Genomic DNA, 19,564 nt, shown 5'->3' on the forward strand with positions numbered 1-19,564 from the left:
AGTCGCTCCGGCTGCCTTATCCGCCGTCCGTCAGCGGTGCGCCCCGGTCCCGCATGAACGGCACCGGGTCGATGGCGCCGTGCCGGCTCCGGTCGGCGCGCAGGTGCACCTCGAAGTGCAGATGCGGCCCCGAGGAGTTGCCGCTCGATCCGACCCGACCGATCACCTGTCCGGCCTCCACCATGTCGTTCTTCGAAACCATCGGTCTGCTGACCATATGGCAGTACCGGGTGATCACGTTGCCCGCGTGCAGGATGTCGACGAACCAGCCGCAGCCGCCCTTGCCCGGGAAGCCGTCGACGTCGCAGCTCAACCGGCCGCGGTTGTCGGGGTCGCAGCGGGACACCAGTACCCGGCCGGCCGCCACCGCCCGGATCTCGGTGGTGTACTTCGCCGCGCCGATGTCGACGCCGTTGTGCGACGGCCGGGCGGCGGTACGGAATCCGGAACCGACTCCACCGGGGATCGGCGCGGTCCAGCCGGAGGCGGCGATCTCCGCCCCGTCGGCGCAGCCGAGCCCGAGGTCGGTACCGGCGGCCCGGGCGGCCCCGCCGGTCAACGCGTTCACGATCTCGGTGGCCAGCGGCTCGTGCTTGGCGTACGCGTCCGGGAAGGCGCTGACCTGCACCGCCTGGGCGGCCCGGGTGAGCGAGCGCTTCTGCCAGTCCCGGATGGTCTTCAACTTCTCGTAGAACTTCCGGGCCGCGTACTCCGGGTTCCGGATCTGCTCCGGGGTGCCCCAGCCGGTGCTGGGCCGCTGCTGGAACAGCCCGAGCGAGTCGTGGTCGTTCCGGTCGCCGAGATGTCCCAGGTTGGTCAGGCCGGACTCCTGCATCGCGGTGGCGACCGCGATCACCCAGGCCCGGGGCGGCAGCCCCATCTCCCGACCGACCTTGATGATGATCGCCGCGTTCCGCATCTGGCTGGCCTTGTAGGGCCCGACCAGCGGCAACTCGCCCTCGATCTTGATCGGGTCGGTGTTGCCGCAGCCGATGGCGGCCGCCGCCAGGTTCTCCTCCTCGGAGGCGAACATGGTCACCAGGAACGCACCGGTGCCCCCGACGCAGCAGAGCAGCGCGAGTACGCCGGTCAGCGCCGTCGCCAGCGCGACCCGGCGTACCGGCCGCCGGGCCGGACCGCGGTCGGTCATCCCCCACCCACCTCCCCGCGCCCGCTCAGCGCCGTTGCCAGTCCACCGTGTCGACCCGCCAGCGCCCCTCCGGGGCCACCAGGCCGAGCCGGAGTTCGCCGGAGTCCACCGGTACGACCACCTCGACCAGGCTGTCGTTCTGGGGTACGACCAGCAGCTCGCCGGTGATCCGGTCGGCCGGCACGGTGACCGGGTCGACCCCGGTCAACTGCTCGGCCAGGTCCTCGGTGGCGAGCGGCCGGAGCCCCTCGTGCCACTCGGCGGCGGTCACGTCCCGGTGGTCGAGCCAGGCGGTGGCGAACGACCGGGCCACCGCCGCCGGCTCGGGCGCACCGGGGCTGGTCCGCGGCGACGGCTCCTCGGTCACGGTCAGCCCGTCGTCGCCGGCCTCCGGGTCGGTGACGCTGATCGGGCCGGGGGTACCGCCGATCAGTCCGGGCCGGTCGTCGCCGGGTCCGGCGACCAGCCGGGCCGCGCCGACGATGCCGACGACCAGTACGGCGATCACGATCGCGATGCCGAGCCGGGACCGGAGGAGCCGGGTGAAGAGGAACTCGAGGGCCCGCCGCATCGGGTCACCTCGCCTCGGAGCGGATCCGCGGGGCCCGCGCGGGTGTCGGGGCGGGCGCGGGTGCGGAATCGGGCCGGTAGATCACGTAGGAGGGGTTCTCCACCGGTACGTCGGGCTCGGTCCACTCCGCCGGCCGGCGGCGGGACGGCCGGCTCCGGCCCGGGCGTGAGCCGGAGCCGCTGTCGGGGGCGCCCGACGGGGGCGTGTCGGGTGCCTCGGTACCCCGGTCGGTGCTGCTCTCCGCGCGGCTGCCGGCGCCGGACTGTGCCGGATCCTCGTGCCGGGTCTCCGGGCGTACGTTGGTCTGTTGGATCACCACGTTGCGGTTCTTGACCCGGATATCGGTGTGGTGGTCCGAGTCGTTCTCCAGCCGGGAGGCCGAGCGGACGTCCCGGAAGAACCGGCGGTGCCACGAGCCGGCCGAGGCGATCACCTCGGTACTGTCCTTGCCGCCGAGCTGGGTGATCCGGCGGTACGGCCGCAGCAGCAGCCAGCCCACCACGCCGCAGAGCCAGACCAGCACCACCTGGAGCCAGCCGGGAATGGTGGGTGTGCTCATCACCAGGTCGACTGCGAAGAGATAGATCGCCGCGCCGGTGCCGAAGATGGCGATGTTGAACACGGCGGCCACCACGGCGTTGCCCAGCCGGCGCAGTCCGGCGCTGGCCGGGCGGAGCAGCCCGACCGTGCCGAGCACCGGGGCGGCGATCACCGCCCACCGGAACAGCAGGAAGCCGAGCAGCACCAGCAGGGACGCGGTCAGGTCGAACATCGCGAAGACGATCGCGGCCAGGATGGCGATCAGCCCCGCGCCGATCCGGTCCGAGTCGCGGGCGCCGCGCAGATATTCGTACGCCTCCGCGTCCTCCTGCCGGATCTGCTCGGCGACCTTCATCCACTGTTCCTGCTTGGCCTCCACAGTGGTCTCCCGGGTGGCCGGGTTGGCGGCGATCTTCGCCGTCTCCTCCCAGGTGAGCGCCTTGGCGTCGTAGAGGGCCCGACCGTATTTCCGGGCCGTCTCGCTGTCCGAGGAGCCGAGCGCGCCGCGCAGCCAGTTGCGGTAGAGCATCGTCTCGGTCGCGGTGTCGCTGGCCCGCAGCGCCGGCGGCCGGTTGTCCTTGCAGGCGGCCGGGTTGAGCGAGCCGCACCGGTCGGCCGGGATGCTCTTGTCCCGGGGGCCGACCGCCTCGTGCACCACGTTCAGCGTGGTGACCAGGGTGCCGTCGGCGACGTTGGCGGACTTGACCGGCCAGGCGGCGATCGCGGTCACCGCGACCATCACCAGTACCGCCCAGCCGGCGGTGGTCATCGCGTTGCTCATGTCGGACTGCCGGGAGCGCCAGAGCAGGTAGATGCCGACGATGCAGAGGGTGATGATGCCGAAGACGCTGAAGACCCGCTCGTAGACGGCCTTGGTGGCCTGCTCGACCAGCGGATCGGCCCAGTCCCACATGCTGCTCGGATCCCAGGCCCGCTCGCGCAGCGCGTTCGAGGCGCCGATGATCGCGGCGGCGATCCGGATCTCGCCGTCCGCGATCTTGTTGAACACCTTGCTGCCCGGGTCGATCACGTCCGAGGCACAACCGCCGGTGTCGTCGTACGTCTCGTAGCTGTAGCCGGCGTTGCCGTACTCGGAGTACATGCCCTTGACGCCCGGCTGGCCGCTCGCCTCCGGCCGGGTGGCGAACCAGCCGCCGAGCCCCTGGTCCGGGGCGCTCGGCGTGGGCGCCTTCACGCAGTCCCGGATGTTCTGGCCGACGTCGGCGAGCCGGTCGACACAGGCCCGGAAGTCGGCCTCCCACTCGGCGGTGGTGCAGAGCGCGACCTTGGCCCGGGTCGGGATCGGCGCGGCCGAGGCGGGCGCGGCGCTGCCCAGCACCGGCCAGACCAGCGTGGCGGTCGCCAGCACCCCGATCGCGAGCAGCAGAGCGGCGAGCCGGGCACCGGTCCTCGTCGAACCCTTTCCAACCTGGGCAGCGGGGCGCCGACGGCCACGGCGGACCGCGAACGGCGGTTGGAAACGGTCCATCGGTCAAGCCTCCAGGTCCGCGATGGGGGAGGGCAGGTTGGCCGCGGCGGCCTTCGCCGTGACCGGGGTGGTGTCCAGGTGGTCGAGCAGGCCGGGCACGTACGAGACGTCGACGCGTACCTTCTGCACCCGGCCGTCGACGTCGCGCATCACGAACTCCCGGAAGCCGAGCCGGTCCGCCGAGGACGCGTCCACACTGGACAGCGAGGCGAGGGTCGCCTCGTAGCCGTCGTTGACCGGCACCCGGAGCAGTCGCAGCGCCTCGGAGGCGATGTCGACGTCCTCGGCGATCCGGCCGACGAAGACGGTGGAGACCAGGTTCTGCACGTCGAGGCCGAGGATGTCCTTCGGGTTCTGCGAGGAGACCAGCGCGGCGAGGTTCCACTTCCGGGAGTCCCGGGCCAGCCGGACCAGGAAGGACCGGCCGGAGCGCCAGCCCTCCATGAAGTGCGCCTCGTCCAGGCCGACCAGCTTCCGCGACGACATCGCGCCGCCGTAGCAGCGGCGTACCGCCAGCCGGTGCGCGGTGTGCAGCATCGGCAGCGCGAGAGCCTCCTCGGCCGACCAGTACTCCCGCTCGATCTTCAGGTCGGGGAGCCGGAGCCCGGCCATGGTGATCACGGTCAGCGTGGCGTCGGGGCCGAGCAGCCCCTCCGGCGGACGGCCGAAGAAGAGCAGCGCGAGCGGCATCTCGGCGGTGTCCAGCAGCAGGTTGGCCAGCTCCCGGCCCTCGTCCTCCAGCCCGGCCAGGCAGGCCACCACGTCGTCCAGTGTGGACGTCTCCTCGGCCGGTACCTGCCGGACCGCGTGCCGGAACAGCGTCGCGGTGGACGCCTCCCTGGCCACCTGTGGCGGCACCAGCATCATGCAGATGTCCTGCACCAGCATCCGCCGCTCGGCCCGGGCGTTGGAGACCGCGATCTGGAACTCCCGGTCGCCCGCCGCCCCGGTGGGGAACTCGCTGCGCAGCGGGGTCGGGATCAGTGCGTACGGCGCCAGGGTGCCGTGCTCGGAGCCGGTCAGGTTCAGCACCCGTGAGTACGGTCGCAGCTCCGGCATCGCGCAGAGCCGGGCCAGCGGGCCGGACGGGTCGAGCAGGGTCACCTGCACCCCGCGCCGGGCGGCCAGATAGCCGAGCGCGCCGAGCAGGGTCGACTTGCCACCGCCCGGCTCGGCGACGAAGACGGCGAGGCCGGAACGCTCGCGTACCTCCATCGGGAAGTGCATGTCGAGGAAGACCGGCCGGCGGCAGGTGCCGGCGGTACGCCCGATCAGGTCGCCGCGCCGGTCACCGACCGTGGAGGCGGCCTGCGGCAGCGCGGCGGCCAGCAGCGGAACCGGCATCCGGCGCAGGTAGCCGGTGTTGGCGATCGGTTCGCCGGGAATGAACTCCCGGGCCAGCCAGTCCTGGTTCTTCGGATGCTGGAGCGAGATCCGCAGCTCCCGCGAGTAGAGCTGGATCAGTCGCCGGGCCCGCTCCAGGCACTCTTCCCTGGTCCGCCCGCCGACCGCGATCCGGTGCCAGCCGTGTGCCCGGGCCGAGTCCACCGGCAGTCCGGTGGTCATCTCGTCGCCGATCACCAGGGCGCGCTTGGCCAGCCGTTCCAACTCGGGCGGGGCGTCGATGCCGTGCTCGGCGTAGTCGAGCTGCTGGGACCGGATCATCCGCAGCCGGTGCTCCAGATTGCGGAACGAGTCGCCGGAACCGAGGATGTCGACCCGGGTGGACAACTCCATCGGCCAGGGCAGCCGCTCGTGGAAGTGCAGCCACGGCTCGTGCCGCTCCGGGATCTCCAGCGGCTCCATCCGGCCCACCGCGAGTACGGCGACGTGCCGCTCCTCCCCGGTCATCCGGTTGACCAGCTTCACCGTCGACCCGTACGGGGTGCGGTAGCGCTCCACCTGCTCGGTCAGGGCGAGCAGGTCACCGCGTTCCCAGCGGCCGTTCGTGACCGGAGAGAGCTCGCCGGGCGGGGCCATGCAGAGCGCCACGGAGCGGTACATCAGCCACTCCAGCTCCTCGGCGGTGACCTGCCGCCCGCGCATCCCGAACGCGCCGAGCACCTCGTCGAACTGCTCGACCGTCCGGCCCAGCTTGCGGCGCTCCCCGTCGGCGACGCCCCGGCCGAAGGCCCGGAGGATCCGCTCGGTCAGCGAGTTGCCGAGCGACCGGCGGGCGAAGGTGACGCCGAGATAGGTCTGCCCCTCGGCGTGGTTGACCGAGAGCAGGTGCCGCTGGGCGGCGACCAGGTGGTCCGACCAGCTCGGCGCGCCGGCCACGGTGGCCAGCGGCTGCGGGGTGTGATGGTCGATCGTCCGGGCCCACTCGTCGGCGGGGAACGGTCGGGTGGTCCGGCGCAGGTGCAGCCGGAAGCCGGCGAGCCCGGCGTACTGCTCGGAGATGGCCGAGAGCAGCGCCTCCCGTTCGGCGTCCGGCCGGAACGCCCAGCGCACCTCCGGCAGCCAGTACCAGGCGGTCACGGTGTTCGGGGTGAAGGTCAGGTGGCCGGCGATCTCGGTGATGGCCAGCTCGACGGCGGGATCCCGGTCGCCGAAGCGGACCTTCGGTGCGCGTACCCGCTGGGGTTTGGTCAGCGGTTGCGGCCGGGTCGGCTTCGGCGTGCTCCGCCGCTGCTTCGGCGCGACCGCTCCGGCGTCCCGCTCCGAGCGCCTGCCGGGCCGGCGGGTCGGCTGCTCGGCGGGCTCGCGGACGATCGGCAGCGCCCCGGAGTGCTCGCCACCGCGCTGCTGCGGCGCCGGCCGCGCGGAGGACGTCTCGGCCGGGCCGCCGGCCAGCGCTCCGGCCGCACCGCCGGGCATGGCGCGGTTCGCCGCTGCTCCGGGCGGCCACCCGGTGCCGTCGACCGGGCCAGGGTCGAGACGGGCGGGCTCGACCCGCCGAGCGGCTCCGGTGTCGGCTCGGGCGGCCGTGCTGTCCGCCCGAGTGGCTGTGGTGTCCGCCCCCCGGGTGGCTGTGCTGTCGGCCCGGGCGGCAGTGCTGTCCTGGTGCACCGGCCGGGAGGGCTGGGCGAGCTGGGAGGGCTGGGCGGCCGGCGGAGCGTACCGGGCGGTGGGCTGGCCGGGTGCGGTCTCCCGCTGGCCGGTGCCGCCCGCCGGAACGTCGTCCGGCTCCCAGGCCGGCAGGCCGACGGCGGCGTCCGGCTCCTCGCCCCAGCGCCCGCGCGGATGCGGCGAGGGCGGACGGTGCGTCGGGCGGGCTGCCGGCGCGGCCGGCGACGCGGGCTGGACCGGGCCGGCGCCGAAGAGATCGAGGAAGGGGGAGTCGATGTCCGGGTGCTCGACCGGGGCCGGCGGCCGGGCCGGCGGCGAGGCGGCCGGGCGGTTCCGGGCCGGTGGCTGCGGCGCCTGGAAGACCGCGACTCCGCCGTGGCCGGTGTTGCTGAGCAGCGCGGCGTCGTACTCGTTCTCCTCGGCCGGCTCAGACGGCTGGTAGCCGGAGGACTGCGTACCGTTACCGGCGTTGTCGGCCGGGCGTCCTGCCGGGTGCGCGGAGCCCGGCCGGGAGGGGCGGGTCATGCCGCCGCCTCGGCCAACCCGACGGGCTCCTCGGCCAACCCGACAGGCTCCACTGTGGAGTGGCAGAGGAATCTGGTTCGCTCGGTCACGCCGTCACCTCGCTGCGGTCGGTCATGTCAACTGCTCCCGGATCCGGATACGGGTCGCGACCAGTCGGGGATCGCGCTGCTCTGTCGCCGGTTCGCGGGTGCGCCGCCAGTCGGTCAGTGCCGTTCGGATGACCATCCGGGCGGGCCGATCGGGGTCGACGTACCGGAAGACGAACGAGGTGGTGACGATCGCGAGCGCGATCTCCCAGGCGGGGATCAGCTCGACCTTGAGCGTGAAGAGCCAATGAATGAATATGAAGAGCGGCACCAGCAACATGAACAGCCCGTACTGCGTGTAAGGCAGGTGGATGGGCAGCGTGTAGCCGGGCGGCCCCAGGTAGACCAGGCGGGCCCGATAGATGTCGTCGTCGGTGCGCAGCCGCATCTCGTGCTCCGCGGTCTATTCGAAGATCAGGTTGATCAGGCTCTCGCCGACGAAGAACAGCGTCGCCGCCCCGGCGATGAAGGCCAGCCCGAGCAGCGCGATCGCCGAGCTGGTCAGCACCTTGGAGACCTCGCCCTTGCTGGCCCGGCCGATGAAGATCACGCCGAGTACGGCGAGCAGGATGGGCGCGATGTTGCTGGCGAAGAAGCCAACGATTCCCTCGGTGTTGATATTGCCCTCGGACGGCGGCTCGGCCGCCGTGACGGACGCGAGGGTGTGGAGCGCGTGCGTGGCAGCCGGCCATGCCGTCTCCACCAGCTCCATGGCGAACATCGGAATCCTCCCCGGGTGCGGCGACACCTCGCCTCCGCACTGCTGTCAAGCCCGGTCAACCGGGTCGGTCGTGGGGTGTTGATCGACCCTGCGTCTCGCAATCACCGCGAAGGGTGATGGTTTGTGGGCATCTTTGTCCTGATTCGGCCCATCTCTTAAGTTCTGGCATCTGGCTGATGCGAGCGTACGGCGCGTGCCTCTTTGGAACAAGCGGTCCCGACTGCCACCGAACCACCCCGACCGCCCACTTTTCACGTGCCTGCCCCGCGCAAGATCGCACTGCTTCCGGGGAGGAGTGGCCCCCGCGCCGGGTCCAGGGGACTCTTTCGCGGAAGTAGCACCCGCACCCGAGACGCGCCCCGGGAGGTGGGTAGCGTCGGGGCGTGAGTGAGTCAGGGGAGGACGGGGGGCTTCGGTCGCCGGTGGTGGTGGGCGTACTCAATGTCACGCCCGACTCCTTCTCCGACGGTGGCCGGTACGCCGACCTCGACGCCGCGGTACGACACGGGGTGCGGATGTACTCCGACGGCGCCCAGCTCGTCGACGTGGGTGGCGAGTCCACCCGGCCCGGCGCGGACCGGGTCGACGCGGAGACCGAGGCGGCCCGGGTGCTGCCGGTCATCCGGGAACTCGCCGCCCGGGGAGTGCCGATGAGTGTCGACACCTATCGGGCCAGTGTCGCCGCCGCCGCGCTGGCCGCCGGTGCGACCGTGGTCAACGACGTCTCCGGCGGACTCGCCGACCCGGACATGGCCAAGGTGGTCGCCGAGGCGGGCTGCCCGTGGATCCTGATGCACTGGCGCGCGCACGCCAAGCGGATGCAGGAACTCGCCCGCTATACCGACGTGGTCACCGACGTGCGGGCCGAACTGGCGCAGCGGGTCGAGGACGCCCTGGCCGCCGGGGTCGCCGCCGACCGCATCGTGCTCGACCCCGGGCTCGGCTTCGCCAAGCGGCCCGCCGACAACTGGCAGCTCACCGCCCGGCTCCCCGAGCTGCTGGCGCTCGGCTATCCGCTGCTCTTCGGGGCCAGCCGGAAGTCGTACCTGGGTGCGTTGCTGGCCGAACCGGACGGCACGCCACGGCCGACCGAGGGGCGTACCGCCGCCACGATCGCCACCAGCGTGCTCGCGATCGCGGCCGGCGCCTGGGGGGTACGGGTGCACGACGTACGGGAGACCGTGGACGCGCTCGCGGTCTGGGTCGCCAGCGGCCGGCCCCGGCTGGTGACCGGGGAGGTGGCCGGATGACCGGGCCGGTGGGCGAGCGGGGTGGGCCGGGCGGCGGGCACACTGGGGCATCCGGGCCGGGGACCGACCGGATCGTGCTGACCGGGCTGCGGGCGCGCGGCCGGCACGGCGTCTACGACTTCGAGCGGGCCCAGGGGCAGGACTTCGTCGTCGACGTGGTGCTGGAACTCGACCTGACCACGGCGGGCCGCTCCGACGACGTGGCCGACACCGTGCACTACGGCGAACTCGCGGAGCGGCTGGTGGCGATCGTGACCGGCGAGCCGGTCAACCTGATCGAGACGCTGGCCGAACGGCTCGCCGCCGCCTGTCTCGCCGATCCACGAGTACTGGTCAGCACGGTCACCGTGCACAAGCCGCAGGCGCCGATCCCGCACGACTTCGCCGACGTGGCGGTGACCGTGACCCGGCGGAGGTGACCCGGTGACCCAGGCCGTGGTCTCGCTCGGCAGCAACCTCGGCGACCGGCTCGGCCACCTGCGCACGGCGGTGACCGGGCTGCGGGACGTACTCCTGGTGGCGTCCGGGGTCTACGAGACGCCGCCGTGGGGCGACCCGGACCAGCCGGCGTACCTGAACGCCGTGCTGCTGGTCGCGGACGCCGCCGCCGGCCCGCGCGACTGGCTCGACCGGGCCCGGGCCGCCGAGGCGGTGGCCGATCGGGTCCGCGACCCGGAGCGCCGGTTCGGGCCGCGCAGCCTGGACGTGGACGTGATCGCGGTCTGGTCGGCCGACGGCGAGCCGGTGCGCAGCGCCGACCCGGAGCTGACCCTGCCGCACCCCCGGGCCCACCTGCGGGCGTTCGTGCTCCGGCCGTGGATCGACATCCAGCCGTACGGGCGGCTGCCCGGCCACGGCTGGCTGACCGACCTGATGTCGACCGAGCCGGTCGCCACCGACGTGCTGGACCTGCGCCCCCGTCCGGATCTGCGGATAGAGTCGGATTGACGGTGACCGCGGCGCGGACCGGAGGAGTCCGCCGACCCGCGGGACGCGGTGCCGACGAGCGGAGTGAGGAATAGTTGTGACCGAGCGCAGACCCCCGACGCGCGGCCCGGCCCCCGAGCGCGGGCGGATGGGTCCGACCAGACCCGCCTCCCTGGTGGTGGCCGGACTGGCCTCGGCGGCCCTGGCCTGGTTGCTGGTCAGCAGCTTCTACAGCCACATCCCGCCGCTGCCCTGGCTGCCCATCGTCACGCTCCTCGGGCTCGCCGCCCTGGAGGGGTACGCGGCGGCGAACACCAAGGCCCGGATCGAGCGCAAACCGGGCCGGGATCCGGTCGACCCGCTGGCGGTGGCCCGGTTCGTCGTACTGGCCAAGGCGTCGGCGCTGGCCGGGTCGATCTTCGCCGGCTTCTACGCCGGGCTGGACGTCTGGCTGCTCATCGAGCGGACCCGGGCCGCCGCGAACGACGTACCGGCGGCCAGTGCGGGACTCGGCGCGTCGCTCGCGCTGGTGGGGGCGGCGCTCTGGTTGGAACGGGCCTGCCGGGTGCCCGATCGTGATGACCGTGATTCGGAGAGTGACGATATGGGCCGGCGCGACCAGCGCTGAGCAGGTCGCGGGCCGAATCAATGCACACCGGGGGTGACGACCGGGCGTGCACGCGGGTACGGTGCCTCCGACCGGGCCAGATCCGTACACCCCACTGGATCGGGCCCACGTCCGACCGCTCCGGTCCCGGATGGCGCCCCGGGTCGGAGCCCGCTCGGCGGGACCAAACAGGAGGCGCGCGAGATGGCGTACGACGATTCGATCTACCGGCGACGGGACCCCGGGATGGATCCGGTGGGTACCAGCGAGCGGGAGGATCCCCGGTACGGCGGTGACCCCGGCTACGACGCCGACCCCCGTACGTCGTCCAGCCACGTCACCGGCCGGTTCATGGGTGGCGAGCCGGCCACCGCGACCGACCCGGAGTCGACCGAGCCGACCCGGCGCCGGAACGTCTCGCCGGCCGCGCTGGAGAACGTCTTCGACGATCCCGCACACGGCGAGCCCGGACGGGACCGGATCGGCGTGCACCTGCTCTGGGAACTGGTGCTGCTGGTCGTGGTGGCGGTGCTGCTCTTCCTGTGCAACCGGGACTATCCCGACCTGCTCCGTGGCGCGCAGCGGGAGAGCCTGCTGGTCTTCGGTACCGCGATCGGGCTGCTCACCCTCGGTGCCGGGCTGACCCTGCGGACCGCCGCGCCCAACCTGGCGCTGGGTCCGGTCGCGGTCGCCGCCGCGCTGCACTTCGCGGAGAACTCCGACCGGGGTGTCGTCACGGCGATGCTGCCGGCGCTGGCCGCCGGGGTGGCCGTCGGGCTGGTGATCGCCGTACTCGTGGTGGGCTTCCACGTGCCGAGCTGGGCGGCCAGCCTCGCCGCCGGACTCGCCGTGATCGTCTTCATCGAGCAGCGGAGCGCCCCGGTCGACGTGCAGGGCGAGTACGACCCGACCCAGCACGCGGTCTACCTCTTCGCCGGCTTCGCCGCCGTCGCCGTACTGGCCGGCCTCTTCGGCACCGTCAAGACGGTACGTCGGGCCGTCGGCCGGTTCCGCCCGGTGGCCGACCCGGCGCGGCGCCGGGGCGGGGGCGCCGCGGTCGTCGTCACGCTCGGCCTGGTGCTGTCGACGGTCTTCGCGGTCGCCGCCGGGATGCTGCTCGCGGCCGGTGGCACCGGGCCGGTGGCGCCGACCACCGGCATCGAGTGGACGGGTCTGGCCATGGGCGCCGCGCTGCTCGGTGGCGCCAGCGCCTTCGGGCGACGCGGCGGGATCGCCGGCGGGCTGCTCGCGGCCGTCGCGCTGGCCCTGTTCATCCGGTACGCCGACGAGCGCAACCTGGACATCGCCCCGGCCGCCCTCGCCGCCGTACTGGTGGCCGTCGGTCTGGTGGTGACCCGGCTGATCGAGGCGAACGGCCGTCCCCGGTCGTCCGCCGAGCGGGATCGGGACTGGGTGGAGGAGCCGGCGACGACGGCGAGCTGGGACACCGCACAGGCCCAGCCGCCGGAGCCGTGGACCTCCTCGCTGCCCGGCCAGCCGACCGACCGCTGGGGCGGCGACCGCTGGGACGGCCCGGACCGCTGAGGTGTACGGCCCGGACCGCTGACGCGTGCGGGGCGGGCCGGTGGTGCGGCTTGCGGTGGTTCGGGCGGATAGGCTCGGCCTATGACGGAATCGGGTCCCGAGTCTCGTACCACGCCGACCTTTGCCGAGCTGGACGCGCTGTCCACGGAGGAGTTGCGCGAGCGGGCCTTCGCGCTGGCCCGGGAACGGCGGGACATCGGCTTCTTCTGGTCCGTGATCCGGCACCTGCCGAACGCGGACGAGGCGGCGGCGCTGGACGGGTCGCCGAACGCGGCCGGCCCGACCGTGGACGAGGCGGTCGCGCTCTGGCGGGAGTTCACCGGCCACGGCTACGAGGAGACCGCGCCGCTGCTCCGGGCCGCGTTCATCGACTATCTTCAGCAGCACTGACCAGGCGGGGTTTCGCGATCAGATTCCGCAGGGAATAAACCTGTGCATGGCTCTCACCAACAGATACAAGACGGCCACGGGTGCGGGTACGCTCGCCGCACTCGTACTGGTCCTGGTCTTCGGCGGCCCCTGGTATGCCGACTGGGCCCGGGACGAGACCGACTCCGACACGGCGGGTGGCTGGTTCCTCCGGCTGCTCGGCTGGCCGGCCTGGCGGTTCGACTCGGACGACACGATCCAGAACATCATCGCCGCCGACCTCAAGGCCATCCTGGTGGTGGTACTCACCTGCGTCTTCCTCTACCTGTTGCCCGGCTCGCAACTGGCCCGGGCCCGGGGCACCCTCAGCCAGTTCCTCGCGGGCTGGTCGGCGTACGTCTTCGCCGGTGCGTTCGCGGCGATGTTGGCCACGCTGATCGGCAGTAACCCGTCGTCGCTGGGCGCCTTCCAGGCCGCCGGCAGCGGTGCCGGGTACGGCTTCTTCGTCGGCTGGATCATCGGGCTGGCCACCCTGGGCGGCTGGCGGGGCCGCTCCTGAACCCGCGGCAGTCCCGGACCACGACAGTCCCGGACCACGACAGTCCCCGGACCACGGCAGTCCGGGTTTCGTCGACGGTGGCCGTCGGGTGGCCGGGCTGGCCCTGGCCGGGCTGGCCCTGGCCGGGCTGGCCCTGGCCGGGCTGGCCCTGGCCGGGCTGGCCCTGGGCGGGCGGGCCGGGGAGCGGTTATCTGCCGACCGGGTCGGCCGGGTAGTCGATGCTGAGGATCTGGTGCCGGCTCACCGTGCCGACCGGCTCGCCACCCTGGTCGGTCACCCGGGCGTCGTCCGAGTTCGTCCGGAGCAGTACCGCCAGCGCGTCGTAGAGCGACGACCCTAGCGGTACGGACGGCAGCCCGGCGGTGGTCGCCGGATCGGCCGGCAGCGGACGCAGCAGGTCCCCGGTGACCGGGGTGACCGCGAGTCGCCGGATCGCCCGGTCGGCCCCGACGAACTCCCGGACGAACGCCGAGGCCGGCTCGCCGAGCAGGGTCGCCGGGCTGGCGTACTGCTCCAGCCTGCCGCCCTGGGAGAGCACCACGATCCGGTCGGCCAGCCGGACCGCCTCGTCCAGGTCGTGGGTGACCAGCACGATCGTCTTGCGTACCTCCGCCTGGAGCCGGAGGAACTCCTCCTGGAGCCGGGCCCGCGCGATCGGGTCGACGGCCGAGAACGGCTCGTCCATCAGCAGCACCACCGGGTCGGCGGCGAGCGCCCGGGCCACCCCGACCCGCTGCCGCTGGCCGCCGGAGAGTTCGTGCGGATAGCGCGGGCCGAAGGTGGCCGGGTCGAGACCGACCAGGTCCAGCAGTTCGGCGGCGCGTTCCGCGATCCGGGCCTTCGGCCAGCCGAGGAGCCGGGGTACGGTGCCGACGTTGGTGGCGATGGTCTGGTGCGGGAAGAGCCCGACGTTCTGGATCACGTAGCCGATCCGCCGCCGGAGGCGTACCGGGTCGGCCCGGGTGACGTCCTCGTCGCCGAGCAGGATCCGCCCGGAGGTCGGCTCGATCAGCCGGTTGATCATGCGGAGCACGGTCGACTTGCCGCAGCCGGACGGCCCGATCAGCACGACCAGCTCGCCGGCCTTGACCTCCAGACTCAGCTCGCCGACCGCCACCGTGCCGTCGGGATACTGCTTGCGTACCTGGTCGAGGGTTATCGCGGCGGCACCCGTGGTGCCGGCGGACCCGGCGGAGCCGGCCTCCGGGGTAACGTCCACGTATGTCCTTCCGGGTGATCGACCGGGCTGACCCGGGTAATCCGTGGTTCTCCTGGGACTATGTGCAGGGCAATTCCGAGACGATTCTCGCCGCGCTGCGGGAACACGCTGCCCTCACCGCCCAGGCCGTACTGATCGCCGCCCTGGTCGCGATCCCGCTGGCCGTGCTGGCGTACTGGTTCAGGCCGCTCACCGGGCCGATTCTCGCACTCTCCGGCGTGCTCTACACGATCCCGTCACTGGCGCTGTTCGCGTTCGTCGCACCTTACCTGGGTACGGGGACGGCGACGGTACTGCTCGGGCTGGTCCTCTACGCCCTGCTGCTGATCATCCGGAACGCGCTCGCCGGGCTCAACCAGGTGCCGGACGAGGTCCGGGACGCGGCCCAGGGCATGGGGTACGGCCGGTTCGCCCGGCTGCTCCGGATCGACCTGCCGCTGGCGTTGCCCGGCATCTTCACCGGCCTGCGCCTGGCCACCGTCTCCACGGTGGCCCTGGTCACCGTCGGGGTACTCGTCGGGCACGGCGGGCTCGGGCAGCTCATCCTCGGCGGGTTCCGGAACAACTTCTTCAAGGCCGAGATCATGACCGGGACGCTGCTCTGCGTACTCCTGGCCCTGGTCCTCGACCTGGTCCTCGCCGGCCTGGCCCGGCTGCTCACCCCGTGGGCACGGCGTCGGGGAGCGACCGGATGAGGCCGGCCCGACAGGACGGGACGACGCTGGGGAGAGCCGCCGGATGAACCCGATCGAGCAGGCCGTCGTCTGGCTCAACGACCCGCTGAACTGGACCAACCCCGGAGGTGTACTCGACCGGCTGGTCGAGCACCTGGGCATCTCCGGCGCAGCCGTCGCGCTCGGCTGTCTGGTCGCCTGGCCGCTCGGGCTCTGGCTCGGGCACACCGGTCGGGGCGGCGGGGCCGTGGTGCTGGTCTCCAACGTGACGCTCGCCATTCCGACCATCGCACTGCTCACCATCCTGCCGCTGACCGCGCTCGGCTTCGGCAAGCCGCCGGTGATCATCGCGTTGGCGGTCTTCGCGGTACCGCCGCTGCTGGCGAACGCGTACACCGGGATCCGGCAGGTCGATCCGGAGGTGCGGGACGCGGCGCGCGGGATGGGGCTCTCCGGCGGCCAGTTGCTGCGCCGGGTGGAGTTGCCGCTCGCGGTGCCCTACCTCGCGGCCGGATTCCGTACCGCCGCAGTGCAGGTGGTGGCGACCGCCGCGCTCGCCTCGTTCGTGAACGGGGGCGGGCTGGGCCAGATCATCAGTGCCGGGTTCGGGCTGGGCATCTCGGTCGGCGGCGGGCAGATCCTGGCCGGCGGGTTGCTGGTCGCCCTGCTCGCGCTGCTGGTCGAGCTGGTCTTCGCGCTGGTCGAACGGGTCGTCACACCCCGGCCGCTGCGCCGGGCCCGACGCCGGATCATCCGGCGGGCCGACCAGCGGGCGGCGGCGGCGATCACCGGCTCCTGACCGGTGGACCGGTGTGGGTCTCGTCACTCGTCGCGCCCTCGGCGGGATCCGACCGGCCTCCTCGGCACGCGTGACTATCACACCGAGTGACCGCCTCTGCGCGTCTCGTGCCCCTTTGCGTGACGATCCGGTGACGAAGCCCGCAGCGGATTGTCGTACCTGACGAGAGGATGTTTCGTGGGAAGTCGCGGGCGACCGTCCTGACATGTCGCCCGTCGGACACGCGGCCGGCCCACCCGGGCCGCGCCGGGACACAGGAGGCGGGCGTTTTCATGCGTACACGTACACGTCTGGCAGTCGGCGCTGTCGGTGCCGTCGTCGCGGCCGGGTTTCTCGCCGGCTGCGGTGGGGCCGGCTCGTCCGGCACCCAGGCCCCGGCCAGCGGGGCGCAGGGCGCCGGTTGCGTACCGGTGGCCGGGTCCAGCCTGGTCGTGCTCGATGACGACAAGAAGCTCCAGAACACCGACAACATCATCCCGGCGATCAACAGCAAGGTGGCCCAGCCGCAGCTCGTCGCGGCCCTGGACAAGGTCTCGGACAGCCTCGACACCAGCAAGCTGATCGGCCTGAACAAGGCGGTGGACGTCGAGCGCAAGACCCCGAAGGTGGCCGCCGAGGAGTTCGCCTCGGCCAACAACCTGACCGCCGGCATCCCGACCGGCGGCACCGGCAACATCACCGTCGGCGCGGCCAACTTCAGCGAGAACCAGACGCTGGGCGAGCTGTACCGGATCGCCCTCACCGCCGCCGGCTACCAGGTCAAGGTCCAGCAGATCGGCAACCGCGAACTCTACGAGCCGGCGCTGGAGAAGGGCGACATCCAGGTCGTCCCGGAGTACGCCGCGACGATGGCGGACTTCCTGAACAACAAGGTGAACGCCTCGTCGGGGGCCACCCCGCCGCCGATCTCCTCGCCGGATCTCGACCAGACGGTGACCGGGCTCAAGGCGGCCGGCGAGAAGGTGGGGATCACCTTCGGCAAGCCGTCGGCCGCACAGGACCAGAACGCGTTCGCGGTCACCAAGGAGTTCGCCGACAAGTACGCCGTCCGGACGCTCAGCGAGCTGGCGGAGAAGTGCTCCGGCTCGGCGACCGTGCTCGGCGGCCCGCCGGAGTGCCCGCAGCGGCCGAAGTGCCAGGCCGGACTGGTCCAGGTCTACGACTTCAACGCGGGCCGGTTCGACTCGCTCGACGCCGGTGGCCCGCAGACCAAGTCGGCGCTGACCAGCGGCACGATCAGCGTCGGGCTGGTCTTCTCGTCGGACGGCGCGCTCGCCACGAGCTGACGACCGGCGCGGGGGGCGAACTCTCCGCGTGGGGAACGGGTCTAACCGAGGGGTCGGTTGACGTCACCGTATGTGTCGTCGACCGGCCCCTCGTTTGCCGGCGCTGCCATTTCGGTCCCCGGTAAGTGTGGGTAGGCTCGACTGCCATGTCAGCCCGCGAGGCCCCCGAGGACAACCGCCGCCGGCCGCTGCTGACCGTACTCTTCTGGGTCGGGGTGGGGCTGGCGCCGCTGGCCGCCCTGTTACTCCTGGTCGGACAGGGCAACGGGCCGCTCCGGATCGCGGCGGTGCTCGCCGTGCTGGCGGTCGTACTCATCGGACTGTCGATCACGTTGCGTGGCGACTCGGAGGGTGTCCGGCTGGACATGGAGGAGACCCTCATCGAGGAACTCGACGACCTGCGGGGCGAACTGCGCAACGACATCGCCACCGCCGCCCGGGCCACGCACAAGGCGTTCGGCGAGAAGCTGGAGGTCGTACAGGGCAACGTCGAGGCGTTACGTGGCCAGATCGAGGCTGTCCGGGCCGGTACCGCCGCGCCGGCCCCCTCCGCTCCCGCCGCGTCGACCGCCGCGACCGGTCCGGTCGGTGCCGCGGTGGTGGTCGGCGGCCCGGTCGGCGCCGCCAGCGTGCCGGCCGGACGGGCGTCGACCGAGCCGGGTCAGAGCGGCTGGGCGGCCACCGATCCGGGCCGGGCCGGTCGGGTGCCGGACGAGCCGGCCTCGGCGGGTTGGGCGCCGGGCGGTCCGGCCCGGGACGGATCCGGCTCGCGCCCGGACGGGCCACGCCGGACGGCCGGCGGCCCGGCCACGTCGCACTCCGCCGCCCCGTCGCACTCTGCGGCCCCGTCACACTCTGCGGGTCCGTCGCACTCCGCCGACCAGGGTGATACCGGCGAGTTCCAAGGCCGACCGGGTGGCGGTTACCAGAGTGGCGGTGCCCACCAGGGCGGTGGCTACCAGGGCGGCAGTTATCAGGGGGGCGGCCATCCCGACGGCGACCGGGCCGGGTCGGGCCGGGGGCGGTACGGCCGGGACGACGGCGGCGCGGGTGAGCCCGGGCAGTACGGCCACTCGTGGGCGCAGGGCGCCCGGCCGAGTCGGGGCGGTCCGTCGGGCAGCCCCGGTGGGGTGTCCGGGCCGCCGCTGGGCCGGGGCGTCGTCCGGCACACCGAGACCGTGCAGGTGACCACCCGGCAGACCATTGTCGGCGGGCACGAGGACGACTCTGGCGGCTACGGCGGCGGGACCTACGGCGGCGGCGTCTACGGCGGCGGTGCCCAGTCGGGCGGCCACGGCAACGCCAACGCCGGTTACGGCGGCGGCGCCCAGGCCGGCACCCACGGTGGCGCCGGACAGGCTGGCGGCTACGGCAGCGGTGACCAGACCGGCGGCTACGGCAGCGGTGGCACCTATGGCAGCGGTGGTCAGACCGGCGGCTACGGCAGCGGTGGCACCTACGGTGGCGGTGGCCACGGCGGCGGCGAGGAGCGGACCGGCGGTCCGGGCCGGGGCGGTGACGAGCGCCAGGGCGGTGCCGAGCGTCGAGGTGGTGACGAGCGCCGGGGCGGTGGCGGTAACGGCGGTGACCGTCGTGGACCCGGTGGCGGCGACGATCGAGCTGGCCACGGCGACGACGATCGTGGCGGTTACGGCCGTGCCGGGGATCGTGCCGGCCACGGCGGCGGGGATCGTGCCGGTTACGGGGCCGGTGACCAGGGCGGCGGCTACCAAGGCGGCACCTACGGCGGCGGTACGTACGGCGGTGGCACCTACGGCGGCGACGGTCGCGAGCGGGACGGGCGGGACGAGGACCCGGACGACCGGCGCTCGGCGCGGGGCGGGCAGTACGCCGAGCCCGCCGACGAGGGGCGGGACGGACGTCGGTCCGGCGAGGGCGGCTGGCGTGGCCGCTCGGCCGACCCGGAGCCGGAGACCGGCGACCCGGCCGACGACTCGTACTGGGCCGAGTTGCGGGCCGGTGACCGCTGGGCCTCGGTACGCAGCGACGACCGGGGCCGGGAGGTCCGGATGGGCGAGCGGCGGGCGTCGATGCGGTCCGACGAGTCGGGTACGGAGCTCCGGGTCGAGGACCGCTGGGCGGAGATGCGCCGGGAGGAGCCGAGGCCGGACGAGGACCGGCGGGCCGGTCGCCAGTGGTCGGAGCCCCGCGACGATGACGACCGGCGGTCCGGCGGTCAGCGCGGCTCGGGCGGCTGGTCCGGCGACGACGATG

The 19,564-nt window shown here is 73.1% G+C and carries 18 protein-coding genes; 11 read left to right on the forward strand and 7 right to left on the reverse strand.

Features of this window, described 5'->3' with window-relative positions; all coding sequences use genetic code 11:
* Nucleotides 1-16: 16 nt before the first annotated feature.
* The 6 genes from Pma05_RS13375 to Pma05_RS13400 form a co-directional block, all read right to left on the reverse strand.
* Nucleotides 17-1,150: a M23 family metallopeptidase gene (locus Pma05_RS13375; protein WP_203857706.1), complete on the reverse strand. Its 1,134-nt coding sequence runs from the start codon at nt 1,148-1,150 to the stop codon at nt 17-19.
* Nucleotides 1,151-1,175: 25 nt separating this feature from the next.
* Nucleotides 1,176-1,721 carry a hypothetical protein gene (locus tag Pma05_RS13380; protein ID WP_203857707.1) on the reverse strand — a complete coding sequence of 182 codons (546 nt, stop codon included), beginning with the start codon at nt 1,719-1,721 and terminating at the stop codon, nt 1,176-1,178.
* A gap of 4 nt (nt 1,722-1,725) precedes the next feature.
* Nucleotides 1,726-3,750, reverse strand: a complete 2,025-nt coding sequence (locus tag Pma05_RS13385) for an MFS transporter (protein WP_239312314.1) — start codon at nt 3,748-3,750, stop codon at nt 1,726-1,728.
* A gap of 3 nt (nt 3,751-3,753) precedes the next feature.
* Nucleotides 3,754-7,287, reverse strand: coding sequence for an ATP-binding protein (locus tag Pma05_RS13390; protein ID WP_239312316.1), 3,534 nt, complete (start codon nt 7,285-7,287; stop codon nt 3,754-3,756).
* Between the two features lie 111 nt (nt 7,288-7,398).
* Nucleotides 7,399-7,761 carry a hypothetical protein gene (locus Pma05_RS13395; RefSeq protein ID WP_203857708.1) on the reverse strand — a complete coding sequence of 121 codons (363 nt, stop codon included), beginning with the start codon at nt 7,759-7,761 and terminating at the stop codon, nt 7,399-7,401.
* Nucleotides 7,762-7,776: 15 nt separating this feature from the next.
* Nucleotides 7,777-8,094: a hypothetical protein gene (locus Pma05_RS13400; protein ID WP_203857709.1), complete on the reverse strand. Its 318-nt coding sequence runs from the start codon at nt 8,092-8,094 to the stop codon at nt 7,777-7,779.
* A 383-nt stretch (nt 8,095-8,477) separates the two neighbouring features.
* Between Pma05_RS13400 and folP the strand changes: the two genes are divergently transcribed.
* The 7 genes from folP (at nt 8,478) to Pma05_RS13435 (ending at nt 13,351) form a co-directional block, all read left to right on the forward strand.
* Entirely contained in the window at nt 8,478-9,344 is an 867-nt protein-coding gene (gene folP, locus Pma05_RS13405; protein ID WP_203857710.1) for a dihydropteroate synthase, read from the forward strand.
* A complete protein-coding gene (folB, locus tag Pma05_RS13410) occupies nt 9,341-9,763 on the forward strand; it encodes a dihydroneopterin aldolase (protein ID WP_203857711.1) in 423 nt (140 codons plus the stop codon). Before folP ends, folB begins: the two co-directional genes overlap by 4 nt.
* Before the next feature lie 4 nt (nt 9,764-9,767).
* Entirely contained in the window at nt 9,768-10,292 is a 525-nt protein-coding gene (gene folK, locus Pma05_RS13415; protein ID WP_203857712.1) for a 2-amino-4-hydroxy-6-hydroxymethyldihydropteridine diphosphokinase, read from the forward strand.
* A 127-nt stretch (nt 10,293-10,419) separates the two neighbouring features.
* The gene (locus Pma05_RS13420) at nt 10,420-10,899 is read left to right on the forward strand and encodes a DUF3180 domain-containing protein (RefSeq protein ID WP_203857713.1); all 480 of its coding nucleotides are present in this window, start codon (nt 10,420-10,422) and stop codon (nt 10,897-10,899) included.
* Nucleotides 10,900-11,229: 330 nt separating this feature from the next.
* A complete protein-coding gene (locus Pma05_RS13425) occupies nt 11,230-12,423 on the forward strand; it encodes an ABC transporter permease (RefSeq protein ID WP_372441467.1) in 1,194 nt (397 codons plus the stop codon).
* Between the two features lie 81 nt (nt 12,424-12,504).
* Nucleotides 12,505-12,813, forward strand: a complete 309-nt coding sequence (locus Pma05_RS13430) for a hypothetical protein (protein WP_203857715.1) — start codon at nt 12,505-12,507, stop codon at nt 12,811-12,813.
* A 46-nt stretch (nt 12,814-12,859) separates the two neighbouring features.
* Nucleotides 12,860-13,351, forward strand: coding sequence for a hypothetical protein (locus tag Pma05_RS13435; protein WP_203857716.1), 492 nt, complete (start codon nt 12,860-12,862; stop codon nt 13,349-13,351).
* A gap of 187 nt (nt 13,352-13,538) precedes the next feature.
* Here the strand turns inward: Pma05_RS13435 and Pma05_RS13440 are convergent, their stop codons facing one another.
* The gene (locus tag Pma05_RS13440) at nt 13,539-14,570 is read right to left on the reverse strand and encodes an ABC transporter ATP-binding protein (RefSeq protein ID WP_203857717.1); all 1,032 of its coding nucleotides are present in this window, start codon (nt 14,568-14,570) and stop codon (nt 13,539-13,541) included.
* 2 nt (nt 14,571-14,572) lie between these two features.
* On the opposite strand from Pma05_RS13440, the gene Pma05_RS13445 reads away from it, so the two are divergent.
* The 4 genes from Pma05_RS13445 to Pma05_RS13460 form a co-directional block, all read left to right on the forward strand.
* Nucleotides 14,573-15,265 carry an ABC transporter permease gene (locus Pma05_RS13445; protein ID WP_203857718.1) on the forward strand — a complete coding sequence of 231 codons (693 nt, stop codon included), beginning with the start codon at nt 14,573-14,575 and terminating at the stop codon, nt 15,263-15,265.
* Between the two features lie 43 nt (nt 15,266-15,308).
* A complete protein-coding gene (locus Pma05_RS13450; RefSeq protein WP_203857719.1) occupies nt 15,309-16,043 on the forward strand; it encodes an ABC transporter permease in 735 nt (244 codons plus the stop codon).
* A 272-nt stretch (nt 16,044-16,315) separates the two neighbouring features.
* Nucleotides 16,316-17,329, forward strand: coding sequence for a glycine betaine ABC transporter substrate-binding protein (locus Pma05_RS13455; RefSeq protein WP_203857720.1), 1,014 nt, complete (start codon nt 16,316-16,318; stop codon nt 17,327-17,329).
* A gap of 146 nt (nt 17,330-17,475) precedes the next feature.
* Nucleotides 17,476-19,564: hypothetical protein (locus Pma05_RS13460; protein ID WP_203857721.1), on the forward strand; the 2,089-nt coding region annotated here is incomplete at its 3' end.

This window comes from Plantactinospora mayteni (assembly GCF_016862935.1).
In the GTDB taxonomy this organism is placed as follows: domain Bacteria; phylum Actinomycetota; class Actinomycetes; order Mycobacteriales; family Micromonosporaceae; genus Plantactinospora; species Plantactinospora mayteni.